This window comes from Bradyrhizobium sp. SYSU BS000235, assembly GCF_049747295.1.
Classification (GTDB): domain Bacteria; phylum Pseudomonadota; class Alphaproteobacteria; order Rhizobiales; family Xanthobacteraceae; genus Afipia.
Map to the genome: position 1 here is coordinate 829918 of NZ_JBMHJM010000001.1, position 14955 is coordinate 844872.

12 protein-coding genes are annotated in these 14955 nt (G+C 58.9%); 10 read left to right on the top strand and 2 right to left on the bottom strand.

Annotated elements, in window-relative coordinates:
- Nucleotides 1-68: 68 nt before the first annotated feature.
- Nucleotides 69-1616: a PLP-dependent aminotransferase family protein gene (locus tag ACP0KA_RS03840; protein ID WP_424627514.1), complete on the bottom strand. Its 1548-nt coding sequence runs from the start codon at nucleotides 1614-1616 to the stop codon at nucleotides 69-71.
- Nucleotides 1617-1814: 198 nt separating this feature from the next.
- Here ACP0KA_RS03840 and ACP0KA_RS03845 point away from each other — a divergent pair, with 198 nt between their 5' ends.
- The 10 genes from ACP0KA_RS03845 to ACP0KA_RS03890 all read left to right on the top strand — a co-directional run bounded on the left by ACP0KA_RS03845 (nucleotide 1815) and on the right by ACP0KA_RS03890 (nucleotide 14486).
- Complete coding sequence (locus tag ACP0KA_RS03845; RefSeq protein WP_424627515.1) at nucleotides 1815-3461, top strand: amidohydrolase; 1647 nt, start codon at nucleotides 1815-1817, stop codon at nucleotides 3459-3461.
- A complete protein-coding gene (locus ACP0KA_RS03850) occupies nucleotides 3458-4459 on the top strand; it encodes a CobW family GTP-binding protein (RefSeq protein ID WP_424627516.1) in 1002 nt (333 codons plus the stop codon). Before ACP0KA_RS03845 ends, ACP0KA_RS03850 begins: the two co-directional genes overlap by 4 nt.
- A gap of 16 nt (nucleotides 4460-4475) precedes the next feature.
- The gene (locus tag ACP0KA_RS03855; protein ID WP_424627517.1) at nucleotides 4476-6104 is read left to right on the top strand and encodes an ABC transporter substrate-binding protein; all 1629 of its coding nucleotides are present in this window, start codon (nucleotides 4476-4478) and stop codon (nucleotides 6102-6104) included.
- Between the two features lie 33 nt (nucleotides 6105-6137).
- A complete protein-coding gene (locus ACP0KA_RS03860) occupies nucleotides 6138-7118 on the top strand; it encodes an ABC transporter permease (RefSeq protein WP_424627518.1) in 981 nt (326 codons plus the stop codon).
- 17 nt (nucleotides 7119-7135) lie between these two features.
- Nucleotides 7136-8017: an ABC transporter permease gene (locus ACP0KA_RS03865; RefSeq protein ID WP_424627519.1), complete on the top strand. Its 882-nt coding sequence runs from the start codon at nucleotides 7136-7138 to the stop codon at nucleotides 8015-8017.
- 3 nt (nucleotides 8018-8020) lie between these two features.
- A complete protein-coding gene (locus ACP0KA_RS03870) occupies nucleotides 8021-9016 on the top strand; it encodes an ABC transporter ATP-binding protein (protein WP_424627520.1) in 996 nt (331 codons plus the stop codon).
- 14 nt (nucleotides 9017-9030) lie between these two features.
- Nucleotides 9031-10059: an ABC transporter ATP-binding protein gene (locus tag ACP0KA_RS03875; RefSeq protein WP_424631481.1), complete on the top strand. Its 1029-nt coding sequence runs from the start codon at nucleotides 9031-9033 to the stop codon at nucleotides 10057-10059.
- A gap of 391 nt (nucleotides 10060-10450) precedes the next feature.
- Nucleotides 10451-11851, top strand: a complete 1401-nt coding sequence (locus ACP0KA_RS03880; RefSeq protein ID WP_424627521.1) for a polysaccharide biosynthesis C-terminal domain-containing protein — start codon at nucleotides 10451-10453, stop codon at nucleotides 11849-11851.
- Nucleotides 11848-13008 (top strand): glycosyltransferase family 4 protein, encoded by a 1161-nt coding sequence (locus ACP0KA_RS03885; RefSeq protein ID WP_424627522.1) that lies wholly within the window; start codon nucleotides 11848-11850, stop codon nucleotides 13006-13008. The genes ACP0KA_RS03880 and ACP0KA_RS03885 overlap by 4 nt, the downstream gene beginning before the upstream one ends.
- Complete coding sequence (locus ACP0KA_RS03890) at nucleotides 13005-14486, top strand: glucosamine inositolphosphorylceramide transferase family protein (protein WP_424627523.1); 1482 nt, start codon at nucleotides 13005-13007, stop codon at nucleotides 14484-14486. The genes ACP0KA_RS03885 and ACP0KA_RS03890 overlap by 4 nt, the downstream gene beginning before the upstream one ends.
- Here ACP0KA_RS03890 and ACP0KA_RS03895 read toward each other — a convergent pair.
- Complete coding sequence (locus tag ACP0KA_RS03895; RefSeq protein ID WP_424627524.1) at nucleotides 14483-14887, bottom strand: hypothetical protein; 405 nt, start codon at nucleotides 14885-14887, stop codon at nucleotides 14483-14485. The two genes, ACP0KA_RS03890 and ACP0KA_RS03895, sit on opposite strands and share 4 nt — an antisense overlap.
- Nucleotides 14888-14955: the final 68 nt, after the last annotated feature.

Genomic DNA, 14955 nt, shown 5'->3' on the forward strand with positions numbered 1-14955 from the left:
GGCGGATCACTTAATAATAGGTCGCGCTGTGATCTAAGTGAAATTCCAGCGAACTTATCTGAATCGCTTTAACTCATCGATGCGATCAAGCGCCCCAACCGTTCGATCCCTACATTGATCCGGTCGTTGCGGATCGAGGAGAAGCCGAGACGGAAACAGCGCGCATGAGTGCCCTTGGTCATCGAAAAGACGTCGCCCGGCTCAATCACCACACCCTCAGCGAGCGCCGCTGTCGCCAGTTCGGTGGCGTCGCATCCAGGCGGACAGGTGACCCAATAACTGGTGCTGCCGACGCCGCGCACGAAACTGCAGTCGTTAAAATACTGAGGCAGCAACTGGTCGAGAATGCGGGCTCGCTCCAACAGGACGCGCGAGACACGCTGCAGATGCGAACGGTAATGACCGAGGCCGATAAACAGCGCCGCCACGCGCTGGTTGTTCAGCGGCGGATGCCGCAGCATCAGCCGCCGGAGGGCTCTCAACTCGCGGATCACCGGCGCCGGCGCCACGACATATCCAAGCCGCAATCCAGGAGCGAGCGCCTTTGAAAGGCTGCCGACATAGAGTACACGATCATTGCGATCGAGACTCATCAGAGGCGGCAGCGATGCTCCCTCGGAGATCAGCTCGCTCTCATAGTCATCCTCGATCAGTACGATGTCCCGTTCCTGCGCCTTGCGCAGAAGTTCCATTCGGCGCGTCTGCGGCATGACAGCAGTGGTCGGACACTGATGACCGGCTGTGACATAAGCGATGTTGCAGCTTTCGAAACTCGCATCGGGCACCATGCCATCGCCATCGACAGCGAGAGGCACGATCTTATCCGTAAGCATGCCAAAGATGTTCCGCGCATCGGGATAGCCAGGATCTTCCATGCCCACCCGGGTCTCCGGTTTGGTGAACAGCCGTGCGATCAGATAGAGCGCATGCTGCGCGCCAATCGTCATCATGATCTCGTCGGACCGCGCACGAATACCGCGGCGGGGCAAAACCTGCAGCCGAAGCTGCTCGATCAATGCCGGATCGTCCTCGTCGATAAGATCACGTGCCCAATTGTTAATCTCTGGAACGCTCAGCGCGGCCCGCGCGCTTTCACGCCAGTCGTTGGTCGGGAACAGGGTGGGATCAAACTGACCGAAGATGAACGGATACGGATAGTCCTGCCAATTAAGCGGCTTGATGATATTGCGGTTAGCTGACGGCCTCACCGCAAAACGTTCCATCCAACGTGCCGCGCCGCAATCATCGGCCGCTGTGCGAACGGCGTCCGGCTGCGCGCCAAGATGTTTAGGCAAACCCGCCACATAGAAGCCGCTGCGTTCGCGGGACACCAGGAAGTTCTGGTCGACCAGTTGCTCATAGGCAATCACGACGGTATTGCGCGACACCTTCAAAAGTGTCGCCAGTTCGCGGCTTGACGGCATTCGAACGCCAAGCGACAGCCGGCCCTCCTCGATGGCGGAGCAGATCAACTGGCGAATTTGTAACTGCAAAAACGGACCGCGACGGTCCAACCCCTGGAACAGGGATCCCCAGAACAAGGCATCGCTTATACCTGATACAACCGGCCTTCCCTCGGCCGGTGTCACTTCAATCGTCTCTCTTGGAGGCGCCATGAATAAGCTCCGCACATCCCTCACGAACAGGCCGAAACCGTCCCTCTTCCGCACTCTACGGCTGAAAAAGCAAAAGTCACGCCACTTGGCTCCCAGTGCACAGCAACGCTGGCCCCATTCGTACGTATGATCTGGCGCTGGCTTGGTGCATAACGAAACCGCACGCTCTAAAAAAAGAAGCTCTCGAGGAAAGTCCAAGTGCCTACGAACACGGTCGTCTTCTCCGCTCGCGAAATTGTAACCATGAACCCGTCGCGGCCATCGGCAACGCATGTCGCAGTGCGGGATGGTCGGATCGTTGCCGTGGGCACCTTCGACGAAATCTGTGGATCGGCGGACGTGAAGATCGACGATCGCTTCAAGGACAAGGTGCTGTTGCCCGGCTTCGTGGAGGGCCACAGCCACATCATGGAGGGCATGATGTGGTCGCTGCCTTATGTCGGGGCTGGCAACCGCCGCTCACCCGAAGGCAAGCTCGTCGAAGGACTTGCGACTATTGAGGCTATCGTCGCACGACTGAAAGAAGCCGAAGCCGCAATGACCGACCCTGAAGCGCCGCTGTTCGCCTGGGGCTTCGATCCCCTGCACATCGGCGGTGTGCGGTTAACGCGGCAGGATCTCGACCGCGTCTCAGCCACGCGACCGATCATGGTCATTCACGCCAGTTTCCATATCAGCAATGTCAACACGACTGTGTTGCAGCGCGCCGAACTCGATCACACCGCTAATATCTCTGGCGTGATCATGGGCACGGACGGTAAACCGAGCGGCGAACTCCAGGGCATTGCCGCGCGCTTCCGCGTATTCCGTGTGCTCGGCGGCAATCCGCTCTCCGGCAATCTGAAGGTCGACGACGTCAACCGCTACGCCGCATCCGCCTGCGTGCAGGGTGTGACGACGATTACCGACCTGCACAACGACCTCGCCGACCAGACGGTCGAGGTCTATCAAGCCGCGAGCCGCCGTCCGGATTTTTCCGTGCGGCTGGTGCCAGCGATGGCTTCAGTGTCGCACGCTCCCGCGCAAGGGATCGAGAAAGTCAAGGCGCTGCGCGCGACCAACAACGACAAGCTGCATTACGGCATCGTCAAGCTGGTGGTCGATGGCTCGATCCAGGGCTTCACCGCACGGGTGCGTTGGCCCGGCTATCACAACGGTGCCCCCAATGGCCTGTGGTACATCGCCCCTGAAGAGCTGCCGTCGATCGTCGGCGCCTATCATAACGCCGGCATCCAGTTGCACATCCACACCAACGGTGACGAAGCGACCGAATTGGCGCTCGATGCCGTCGAGGCCGCACAGACGGCGATGCCGCGCCCCGATCATCGACACACGCTGCAACACTGCCAGATGGCGGATGCTGCGCAGTTCAAGCGCATGAAGGCGCTTGGCATGTGCGTCAACCTGTTCGCCAATCATGTCTACTATTGGGGTGACTCGCACTTCGATCTGACCATGGGACCGGAACGCGCGAACCGGCTCGACGCAACTGGAACGGCACAACGCATCGGGGTTCCTTATGCAATCCATTCGGACGCGCCCGTGACCCCATTGAGTCCGCTGTTCACGGCGTGGTGCGCCGTCAACCGTGTCTCATCCGGCGGTCGCGTGCTCGGCAAAGAAACCGAAGCTCTCACAGTGGAACAGGCTCTCGCCGCCGTCACCATCGGTGCAGCCTATACGCTCAAGCTCGATCACATGGTTGGCAGCATCGAAGCCGGCAAATATGCCGACTTCGCCGTCCTCGAAGAGAATCCGCTAGAGGTTGCGCCGGAGAAGCTCAAGGACATCGCAGTCTGGGGTACCGTGGTGGGTGGACACGTGCGGGAGGCGCCGCGCGCATGATGGCAGGGTCGCATGCAAAAACCCCTGTAACGGTCATCGGCGGCTTTCTCGGCGCCGGGAAGACGACGTTTCTCAATCATCTCCTTCGTAACGGCGGTGAGCGCTACGCGGTGCTGGTCAACGATTTCGGCGCGATCAATGTTGATGCAAGCCTGATCGTTCAGCACGACGGCACCACCATGACATTGGCCAATGGCTGCGTCTGCTGCAGCATCGGCGACGGCTTTCTGGAAACGCTGGGCAAGATTCTCGACAATGAGACCCCGTTCAATCACATCATCATCGAGGCGAGCGGCGTCGGCGATCCCTGGCGTATCGCCGAGATCGCGCTGGTCGAACCTGGCCTCCGCCTGAACGCCGTCGTTGTGGTGGCGGATGCCGCACGGATTTCGGGTCTGCTTGTCGACGCACGCGTTGGCGACACCGTTCGCAATCAGTTCGCGCACTGCAATATGGTGCTGCTCAACAAGGTGGATCTCCTCACCCGTGCCGAGGTCGCCGCCGCTCGTGCCGATGTCGCAGCTCTGCGTCATGGAATGTCGGTCGTCGAGACGACTCAACATACGCTGCCAGACCTGCCGAACGGCGCGCAGGCAACCGTGGCCCGCTTCACTGCGATCGAAGCCGGAGATCGCGCGGACCATGAGCGCGTGTTCCGCCGCTGGTCCTATCGACGGAATGGAGCTTTCGATCCCGCAAAGCTGGAACGCGCGCTATCTGCTTTGCCGCCGCAACTGCTGCGCCTGAAAGGCTCATGTCGGCTCGCGGGCGACGCTTTGGCGTCGCTGTTGCAAATGGTCGGACAGGATTGGGCTTTGTCGCCTGCTCCCGACGAGATGGCCAGTCAAGACGATATCATGCTGGTCGGCGTCGGCACCGATGCTTTGCCCGATGTCAGCATACTTGACACCATTCTCGATGGCGCGCTGATCGACACATCACAAACACACATAACAAATGCGGATATCAACCGCAGTCAAGCCGAACTCACCCTTTGAGAGAAGGACAGATTCCATGTCTTCGACTTGGTCATTGCCGACCCCATCGCTGAAATCGTCGTTTCTAAAGTATGCCTTCAGCATCGCCCTCGCCGCGAGCATCGTCGCCCCCGGTATGAGGTCAGCAACCGCCGCCGATGGCGGCACGCTGGTCATCGCATCCACCCAGGTGCCGCGTCACTTCAACGGCGCCGTGCAATCCGGTGTCGCCACCGCGCTGCCGAGCACGCAGATCTTCGCGAGCCCGTTACGCTATGACGATAACTGGAATCCGAAGCCCTATCTCGCCAAATCCTGGGAAGTCGCACCTGACGGCCTATCGGTGACGCTGCACCTGGTCGATAACGCCGTCTTCCACGACGGTAAGCCAGTGACATCGGAAGATGTCGCCTTCTCGATCATGACGATCAAGGCGAACCATCCGTTCCAGAGCATGCTGGCCCCGGTCGAAAAGGTGGACACACCGGACAAGTTGACGGCGATCATCCGCCTCAAACATCCGCATCCGGCGCTGCTGCTGGCGATGTCTCCGGCTTTGATGCCGATTCTGCCGAAACACGTCTATGGTGACGGCCAAGACATCAAATCCCATCCGGCCAATCTGAAGCCGATCGGCTCCGGCCCGTTTCGCCTGACCGAATACAAGCAAGGCGAATATTTCACGCTGGAGAAATTTGATAAATTCTTCATCCCCGGCAGGCCGAAGCTCGACAAGATCGTCGTCAAGCTCGTCTCGGATACCAAGGCCGCTATGGTCTCGCTCGAAAGCGGTGATGTGAACGCGCTGCCTTTCATCTCGAATGTTCGTGATATCGCTCGGCTCGAGAAAATGCCGAATGTCGTCGTCACGGAGAAAGGCTATGCCGCTGTGGGGCCTCTTAATTGGCTGGCCTTCAATACCAAGAAGAAGCCGCTTGATGATGTGCGTGTCCGCCAGGCCATCGCATACGCAGCCAATCGTGAATTTATCGTCGGCAAACTGATGGGCGGTAAGGCGAAAATCGCCACCAGTCCGATCGCGCCAGGATCGCCGCTCGATGAACCCGGCGTCGAAATGTACAAGCTCGATCTCGCCAAGTCACAAAAGCTGCTCGACGAGGCCGGTTATACCAAGAAGCCAGATGGCTCGCGGATGACGCTCACCATCGACTACATCCCGGGCGATGAAGAGCAGCAGCGCAATGTCGCCGAATATCTTCGCTCACAACTCAAGCAGGTCGGCATCAATCTGGAAGTCCGCGCGGCTCCTGATTTCCCAACCTGGGCGCAACGCATTTCGAACTACGATTTCGATTTGACCATGGACGTCGTCTTCAACTGGGGCGACCCCGTCATCGGCGTCAATCGCACCTATCTCTCCAGCAATATCCACAAGGGTGTGATCTGGTCCAACACTCAACAATACAGCAACCCGAAGGTCGACGAACTTCTGAACGCAGCTGCCCAGGAAACATCGCCTGAAAAGCGCAAGGCCCTCTATTCAGAATTCCAAAAGATCGTCGTGTCCGATGTCCCTGTCTATTACATCAACTCGACGCCCTATCGTAACGTGTTTGCAAAAGGCCTGAGCGGTCTGCCCACGACGATCTGGGGCATGATGTCGCCGCTCGACGAACTGTATTGGGCAACCCCACCGAAGACCTAACGGTCTTCGGTGCTACTCAGGCGGTCCGGCACCATGAATCTTGTTCTTCACGTTCTGCGTCGGCTGGCCAATGCTTTTGGCCTGCTGCTCGCCGTGCTGGTCCTCAATTTCTGCCTGATCCATGCAGCGCCCGGCGATCCCGCCATGGTGATCGCCGGTGAGATGGGTGGCGCGTCGGCCGACGTGATGGCCGCACTGCGGGTGAAATACGGCCTCGACCAGAGTCTGGTCCACCAGCTCTTCACCTATCTCGGCAAGGTCGCGACCGGCGACTTTGGTTATTCCTATTATTTCAACGAACCCGTGCTCGGGCTCATCGCCCAGCGGATCCCGGCAACGCTCTACCTTGTGCTTTCGGCGCTGCTGGTATCGGTGTTGCTCGGAACTCTGCTCGGCGTGATCAGCGCCCGCAAGCCGAATGGGCTTTTCAGCCAAACCGTCACGGTGATGTCCCTTATCGGCTACGCCGCACCGGTGTTCTGGACCGGCCTGATGTTGCTGCTGCTGTTCGGATCGGTGTGGCCGATCCTGCCAGTCACCGGCATGACCGACGTCGCACGACCGAAAGCTGGATTTGCCTATCTTCTCGATGTGCTGCAGCATCTCGTTCTACCGGCGACGACACTCGCGCTGGTTTATATCGCCCAGTATAGCCGGCTTTCGCGCGTCAACATGATTGATGCGTTGACTGCAGATTATGTCCGCACCGCGCGCGCCAAGGGCCTGCCGGAGATCGTTGTGATCGGCAAGCACGCGTTGCGCAACACGCTGATCCCGATCGTCACCGTGGCTGGCTTGCAATTCGGCCAACTGTTCGCCGGTGCAGTTCTGGTTGAAACAGTGTTCAGTTGGCCCGGCATGGGACGTCTGGTATTCGATTCCATCCTGCGTCGCGATTACCCGACATTGCTTGCGGTCTTGTTCTTCTCTGCCGTGATCGTGATGGCGGCGAATATTCTCACCGATCTCCTCTATCGTCTGGTCGATCCACGCATTCGTTCGGGGGCACGATGACGGCGATCGAAACCAGCATGATCAAAACAGAAAAGACCGCACTGCCTGCTCGCGCTGCCTCCTCTCCGTTGGCCGTCGCGCTGCGCCAATTCGCCCGCAGCCCGTCCGGCGTTATCGGTGCGATCGTCCTGCTTGCCATCGTGATATTCACGGTATTCGGTGCGCATATCTATGGAATTGACCCACTCGATATCGTCGGCGCCCCCTTCACGCCGCCGGGAGAAGACGCTCTGCTCGGCACGGATTATCTTGGGCGCGATATCCTTGCCGGCCTGATCAGTGGCGGTCGCGCGACTCTGACCGTCGGTGGCGTGGCTGCAGTGATCACCATCACCATCGGCGTCACGATCGGCTCATTGGCTGGTTTCTTCGGCGGCCCGATTGACGCGGCGCTGATGAAAGTCACGGAGTTCTTCCAGATCCTGCCGCCGCTGCTGTTTGCGATGGTTCTGGTCACATTGTTCGGACAAACGCTCACCATCGTAACGATCGCCATTGGCGTCGTCAGTTGGCCGTCGGCCGCGCGGTTGACCCGCGCGGAATTCCTGCGCCTTCGCAATCTCGATTTCGTTAAAGCCTCACGGGCAGCCGGGGCCGGCAGCGGCCACCTCATCATGCGCGTGATCCTGCCCAACGCGCTGCCGCCGATCATCGTCTCGGCGACCCTCGCCATCGGTGTCGCAATCCTGTTCGAAGGCGGCCTGAGCTTCCTCGGGCTTGGCGATCCCAATACCATGAGCTGGGGTCTCATGCTCGGGCAGAACCGCAATTATGTTCTCGACGCCTGGTGGGCCGTGACCTTTCCGGGCGCAGCGATCTTCATCGCAGTGCTTGCCATCAGCCTGATCGGCGACGGCATCAACGATGCCATCAATCCGCGCCTGCGAAAGCGAGGCTGAACTATGACCCCTGTGCTCTCGGTCCAGAATCTCAGCGTGTCGATCAACGGCGGCGGCGCCAGCGTGCCCGTGCTGGAAAATCTGTCATTCGATGTCGCGCGGGGCAAAACGATGGCCCTGGTCGGAGAATCCGGCTGCGGCAAGAGCATGACCGCACTCGCGATCATGCAGCTGTTACCAGAGAGTTTTCAAGTGACCTCCGGCAGCATCCGACTCGATGGCAAGGACGTGCTGTCTGCGTCGCCTAGAGAGCTGCGCAGCCTGCGCGGCAACGAGATGTCGATGATTTTCCAGGAGCCGATGACGGCGCTCAACCCGCTCTATACGGTTGGCGACCAGATCGGCGAAGTCTTGCGCCAGCACCGCAAGCTGGGACGGCGCGACGCCACCGAGCAGGCGATCGGCTTTCTCAAGGCTGTCCAGATTCCGGCTGCAGAGCAGCGCGTCAATGCCTATCCGCACCAGTTGTCGGGCGGCATGCGGCAACGCGTGATGATCGCAATGGCGCTCGCCTGCAAGCCCAAGCTCCTCATCGCCGACGAGCCCACCACCGCGCTCGATGTCACCGTGCAAGCGCAGATCTTCGATCTCCTCAGCGAGCTACAGGACGAGACCGAAACCGCCATCGTCCTGATCACCCACGATCTCGGCGCAGTCTCGGAGCTCGCCGATGATGTCGCCGTGCTTTATGCCGGCCGATGCATCGAGCAAGGAGCTGCCCATGAGGTCATTTCCCACGCACGCCATCCCTATACGCGCGGCCTGATGGCCTGCGTGCCGCATCTGCGGCTCGGCCGTGCGAATGACCACGGCCCGGCCGTTCTCGATGAAATTCCCGGAATGGTGCCGCCACTCGGCGCGCGGGGACCTGACTGTGCCTTCCTGCCACGATGCGCCTTTGCCGGCGAGGTTTGCCGCTCGCAACCCCAGCCGCCGCTCGATCGTATCGGTGCCGCTGCTGCGGTGTCGTGCTGGCGCCATCAGGAGATCGCGCCGTGAGTGACGGTCTGAACATGCTCCCTCAACCAGCGTCGAGCGAAGTCTTGCTCGACGTCCACGATCTTATGGTGCATTTCCCGGCGGGCCGGCGCGGCGGTCTGTTCAGTCCGCCATCGAAGGTCCACGCGGTCGATGGCGTGAGCTTTCGTGTTCGGCGCGGAACGACCTTCGGCATCGTCGGCGAGAGCGGTTCCGGAAAATCGACCACCGCCCAGGCTGTGATGCGACTGATCCCGATGACATCGGGCCAGATCGTGTTCGGCGGCGAGAATATTGCCGATTTCCAGGGCGAGAGGCTGCGGCTCGCGCGCAGAAAATTCCAGATCGTATTTCAGGATCCGTTTTCCGCCCTCGACCCGCGGCGACGCGCCGGCGACCTGATCCGCGAACCGCTCGATCTCCTTGGGATCGGCTCGCCGCGTGATCGCGAGGCCCGCGTGCGGCAATTGCTTTCGGAAGTCGGTCTGCCGCCGCAGGCCGCCGACCTGTTCCCGCATCAGTTCTCCGGCGGCCAGCGGCAACGCCTGTGCATCGCGCGAGCCCTTGCACCGGAGCCGGACCTGATCGTTTGCGACGAAGCCGTGTCTGCCCTCGACGTCGCCATTCAGGCGCAGATTTTGAACCTGTTGAAGAAGCTGCAGCGCGAGCGCGGGCTCACTTATATTTTTATCTCGCACGATCTCGGCGTGATCCAGCATTTTTGCGACGAAATCGCGGTGATGTATCTCGGCAAGATCGTCGAACAGGCGCCCGCTCGGGTGTTCTTCTCAGCGCCATCCCATCCCTATAGCTGGTCGCTGATCGCAGCCGCCGCGCCGCCCGGACCGCTGCGAGATCGTCTGAAGAAAGATTATCTGGTTAAAGGCGATCCACCGAGCCCGGTCGACCCACCACCCGGCTGCCGCTTCGCGCAGCGCTGTCCATTTGTGGTCGAACGATGCCGCAAGGAATTGCCGATGCTGCAAGACCATGCAGAAGGACACTCCGTGGCCTGTCATCGGGTCGGAGAAATTTCCGCTCCGGATTTTGCCCTGCAGCAGTGATAGCCTCGAGGATCTCGAGGCTATTTTGACGCCGACTTCGACTGCAATGCGAAGCCACGGCATCCGATGATTGGTCCGCATCCGTGCCGACTTCAATATCAAGCCAGCCAAGTCCGGTTACCGTTACGCGATCGCTCGTGCTGATAACGACGGTGGTAGTTGGTTAATCGGCAGTTACCCCGCGCGCCGATAACTTCTTAACAACTGTTAAACGGCGCCATCGCGAACGATCTGCATCTCCGCTCCCGGACCAGATACGACATTGACCGTACTTTGTTGGTTCCACTGAGGCATGGATTAACCGCATTGCTTCGAATTGAATGAATAGCGCTTCATCGCGTGATATTTGCAGTGCAACGAGAAAGAACGCCGTCTCTAGCCGAGCACCTCATTGTCCCAGTCGAGCGCAAAATCGCGAACAGTAGGTGCGATCCTTGGAGCCCTTTTCGAAAGAGGGCGCCGTAACGTCGCTCAGGGCCTCGCGGTCTCAATCGTCATACAGGCCGGCGGCGGACTCGTTGCCTTTGCGATGTTCTCACTGGCTGCGAGAGTTCTGTCGTCTCAAGATTTCGGACATCTAGCCACATGGCTGAGCATCAGTCAGATGGGAAGCATCATCGCGATTTTCGGGCAGGAAATGTTCATCCTGCGCTCACTCAATCAATATATGGTCGCCAATCAACCCGACCTTGCCAAGGGAGCGTTGCTATTTTCGACAACGATCGTTTGCGTCGCCCCTGCCTTGCTGAGCATTGCAGCGGGTCTTGGCCTATTTGCCTTTGGAATGCCGCTTAAGTTCATCATCGCGATAGCCTTATTTCTCGTGGCAAGCTCAATCATTGCGCTCTCCAGCCACGTCGCCCGATCCATCGTTGGGATTGTCATTTCGGATGGGATGCGAGAGCTGTTTTGGCGCTCGCTGGTTGTTGCTGCGCTGATTGCCATCATTCTCGTCGGCGGAACGCTTCACATCGATACGTTCTTTCTTCTCGCCGCGGCAGCAATAAGTATCGGGATTTCGATTCAGGTCTTCGTTATCGGGAGAGTGATACCAGGCAACATCGTTCACGCCGATGCCACCTGGCAGATCCGCGACTGGTCGAGAATGTCATTCGGATTCTGGGCTTCGACAATCCTGACCACAGTCAATCAGTATCTGGACGTGGTTATCATCTATTGGCTGCTGGATCCGGTCGCAGCAGGCGCCTACTTTATTGCGTCCCGTCTGGCCAACATGTTCGCCACCATACTGTCTGCCGTGCACAGCTATGCGACGCGACAAATACCTTCTCTCTATTTTTCCCGAAAATTCGACGATCTCAACCGGACTCTCAGGTTGATGAGCGAGGTCGTATTGATATGTGTCCTCGTCGGCATCGCGACAATTGGATTTGGCGCAGAGAGAATTCTCGGACTGTTTGGTCCCGCATTCGTCACGTACAAATGGACGCTGTTCATTCTTACGGTCGGCACGGCAGCCTATGCCGCCGGAGGCCCCGTGGCTGCGGTGTTGATGATTTCCGGTCACGAGGCGCGGTATTCATGGATCGTTGCAAGCAATGTGATTCTGCGATTCATTGGCTTCGCGATCTTGATTCCAGTCTTCGGCCTGCTGGGCGCAGCGCTGGCGACCGCCATAAGCCTCGTTATCGTGACGATCGTTCTTAACATTCTCTGCCGTCGCTGGGTCGGAATGGACCCTTCGGTGCTCATCCTGCTCGGCAAACCCATGGGAAAACTCGCAGCGGCCGGCCCGGGCATAACGCAGTCGCAGGGCGATCAAGCTCAATGAACCTCATGCAAAGCCCATCGAACATAAATCGGAGACGCCGTATTCTTCTCGTTCAGACGCAGGCCGAGAACGCCGGCGCGCAGGAGATATCCCGGCTTGTCGGTGCGGGCTTAACCGCACGCGGTTATGAGGTCCACAATCTCTTTTTCTATCGCAAATCTTCGCACTTCGATGAGCAACCGAACACGACCTACTGCGCACCCAATCGCCCCGGAAGCCCGTTTGCTTTTCTCCGCTTTCTTCACAGGCTTGGTCAACTCGTTCGGTCGAGGGACTGGGATGCAATCCTGACGTTCCAACACTATGGCAATGTCATTGGCGGAGGCATTTCAAGATTGGTGAGTCCGGCGCCGATCATCGCCAACCAGGTTTCGTCGCGCATAACCATGAATCGGCTTGTTCTCACCGCCGATAAAATCCTGGGCAGCCTCGGCTTCTACACTTACATCACGGTCAACTCGCATGATCTGCAACGCGAGTATTCGAATTACCCGAACAGCTATCTGAAACGAGTGAACTACGTCGCTCATGGGTTCGACCAGAAAACGGCAGATATTTCACAGTTCGATGCTCGCCAGGCTTTCAACCTTCCCCAAGAGGTCACTCTCCTGGGATCGGTTTCGCGATTAAATCCCACCAAGCGTCTCGACGCGGCAATACGCCTGCTTCCGAAACGTCCTGATTGGCATCTCGCGCTCGCGGGCCAAGGCCCGGACGAAGAGCGCCTGCGGCAGTTAGCCAAGCAGATCGGAGTTTCGGACAGAGTCCATTTTATCGGCGAGCTTTCACCCAATGCGATCGGTGCATTTCTCGCCGGTCTCGACGTCTTCGTATTCCCAACGCAAGGCGAAACGTTCGGCCTTGCAGCCGTCGAGGCGGCGAGCGCCGGCATTCCGACAGTCGCAGCGGACCTTCCGGTGCTGCGGGAAGTGCTTTCCTATGAAGGAAAGCCGGCCGCGCTGTTTGCCGACGCAGCCGACGATGCGAAGTTTTTGTCGGCCGTGTCTGAGATCGTTGAAAACCAGGAACTCCGTGCGGAACTGCAGGCGAATGCCAATGGACTCGCATCGCGTTACTCCGTCGATACGATGATAAATGAATACGTCCGCCTCCTGGATAGCGCGTCTCAGCCCCAACGGGACAAGGCGGTGGCATGATTGTCGAATTCAGATGCGACGCCAGGCGTCCCCGTAACTGGATGACGCGAAAGACCATGATGATCGACGGCAAGACCGCCGATATTCAGGTCGCATGGGCACAGACCGGCGCACCCAAGCCAGCCAGTCTCGACATGCTGTTCGAGCTCGAGCGCATGCTTTTACGAAAAGGGAAGCCTTGCGAGGCCGACCCTTTGACGTCGCCGGTCGATCAGCTTCCACATACTGATCACAAGCCGGACATCGTGATCGATTTTACGAATGCCCCACGCTCCTCTCATCGCAGCGCGTCCCTCTATCTCCGCCCACGCTACAACGGCATCTTTGGAGAAGATGGCGCACTCGCCGCCATACTTGCCGGAGACCTGCCGGTCATCGAAATCGTCAACGAGAGTGACGGAACTGTTCTCGACCGGGGCCAGCCATCGAGCGAAGTCGCAGACGGCTTGAGCGGAGCGCTCGCGACCGTCACAGCGCGGACAATGACGCTACTCGAAGCAGTCCTGGCCGGGCGTCCAAGATTGTCGCCACCGATCGCATATGGCTCGCCCGACCGCGCTCAAACCGCGACGTCGTATGTGTTGAGAGGCATCGCCGACGCTGTCGCAAAGCGGATATACCATCTCTGCTGCTTCTCGCCTCACTGGAAAGTCGCGTGGCGGTACACCGACGACGAAGGCGTCTGGAAACATGCCGGCTTGTCCGGGCCGCGCTGGCAGACGATCTCGGATCCGGGATATCGCTGTTATGCCGACCCATTTCCCATCACATGGAAAGGCAGAACCTTCGTCTTCTTCGAGGACCTCGATCATCGTGCCGGAAAGGCTGTCATCTCAGCCATCGAATTCGACGAGAGAGGACCGAAAGGCGACGTCATCCGGGTGCTGGAAGAACCATGGCACCTGTCCTATCCGTTCCTGATCGAAGACGGTGGCGAATTATGGATGATCCCGGAAAGCTTCGGAAACAATGATGTTGCTCTCTACAAGTGCATCGAGTTCCCGGCCAAATGGGAACGCCACACCACGCTTCTGTCCGGACTTTCATTTTCGGACGCGACGATTACACAACACGATGGCCTTTATTATCTCTTTGGCGCGTCGCGCGACGGCGGCGGCGGATACTCCGACACACTGTCAATTTACCACTCAAAGAGTCTGTTCGGTCCATGGCAGCCTCACGCTAGCAATCCCGTTCTCGTGGATCGATCCTGCGCGCGCCCCGCCGGAAACTTTGTCAGATTGAACGGACAGCTCTGGCGACCGGTCCAAAATTGCAGCGAGGGATACGGCGCGGCACTTGGGCTTGCCGAAGTCACCGAGCTTTCTCCGACAACCTTTAAGCAGATTGTCCGGCACACCATCCGGCCGGAAGCGACGCGCCGAGGAAGAAAGCTTCACACCCTCAATCGCAGCGGCCGCCTGGAAGTCATCGACGGTACCAAAATTCAACCCAAATTTCGGACTCCGGGGTTCTAGCGCGGCGCCACTCTGAGAATGCGTGCGAGTGGCGCGGCCAACCTCGAAAAGATGTACCCGATCGTCAGTCCCGTCGTAGAGCCGACAATCTTGACGGCAGCATCGAAAACCCTCCCATGACGAGAGGGCTCTATCAATTGAAGCAACTCGAATCCGATGGCTGCCGCGATGACAACCGCAGCGGCGATGAAGATGTGCCGAGAGTAAGCGGTCGCAAACAACAGGCCGGCAAGAGCAAACGCGGCGAAGCGCTCGATCTGCGGTGATAGTCCACTTTCCGGGCGCCAACTCAACGGCCCAACGGTGACGACCGCGATCGCTGCAAGGCAAAGCCACGCCAGAATGCGAAACGGAGGCTCAAGAATTTGGAGGATTTCACCGGGCGGTATTCGATCTTGCATCTGCAAACTAACTCACGTCACGGGCATCGATGACGACCCTTAGCATTTACACGCAAGCTGTTGAAAAT

Excerpts from the sequence above, each read along its gene's own strand:
- ACP0KA_RS03840 (WP_424627514.1), bottom strand. The coding sequence starts at position 1,616 with ATGGCGCCTCCAAGAGAGACGATTGAAGTGACACCGGCCGAGGGAAGG.
- ACP0KA_RS03850 (WP_424627516.1), top strand. The coding sequence starts at position 3,458 with ATGATGGCAGGGTCGCATGCAAAAACCCCTGTAACGGTCATCGGCGGC.
- ACP0KA_RS03855 (WP_424627517.1), top strand. The coding sequence starts at position 4,476 with ATGTCTTCGACTTGGTCATTGCCGACCCCATCGCTGAAATCGTCGTTT.
- ACP0KA_RS03860 (WP_424627518.1), top strand. The coding sequence starts at position 6,138 with ATGAATCTTGTTCTTCACGTTCTGCGTCGGCTGGCCAATGCTTTTGGC.
- ACP0KA_RS03865 (WP_424627519.1), top strand. The coding sequence starts at position 7,136 with ATGATCAAAACAGAAAAGACCGCACTGCCTGCTCGCGCTGCCTCCTCT.
- ACP0KA_RS03870 (WP_424627520.1), top strand. The coding sequence starts at position 8,021 with ATGACCCCTGTGCTCTCGGTCCAGAATCTCAGCGTGTCGATCAACGGC.
- ACP0KA_RS03875 (WP_424631481.1), top strand. The coding sequence starts at position 9,031 with ATGCTCCCTCAACCAGCGTCGAGCGAAGTCTTGCTCGACGTCCACGAT.
- ACP0KA_RS03885 (WP_424627522.1), top strand. The coding sequence starts at position 11,848 with ATGAACCTCATGCAAAGCCCATCGAACATAAATCGGAGACGCCGTATT.
- ACP0KA_RS03890 (WP_424627523.1), top strand. The coding sequence starts at position 13,005 with ATGATTGTCGAATTCAGATGCGACGCCAGGCGTCCCCGTAACTGGATG.
- ACP0KA_RS03895 (WP_424627524.1), bottom strand. The coding sequence starts at position 14,887 with ATGCAAGATCGAATACCGCCCGGTGAAATCCTCCAAATTCTTGAGCCT.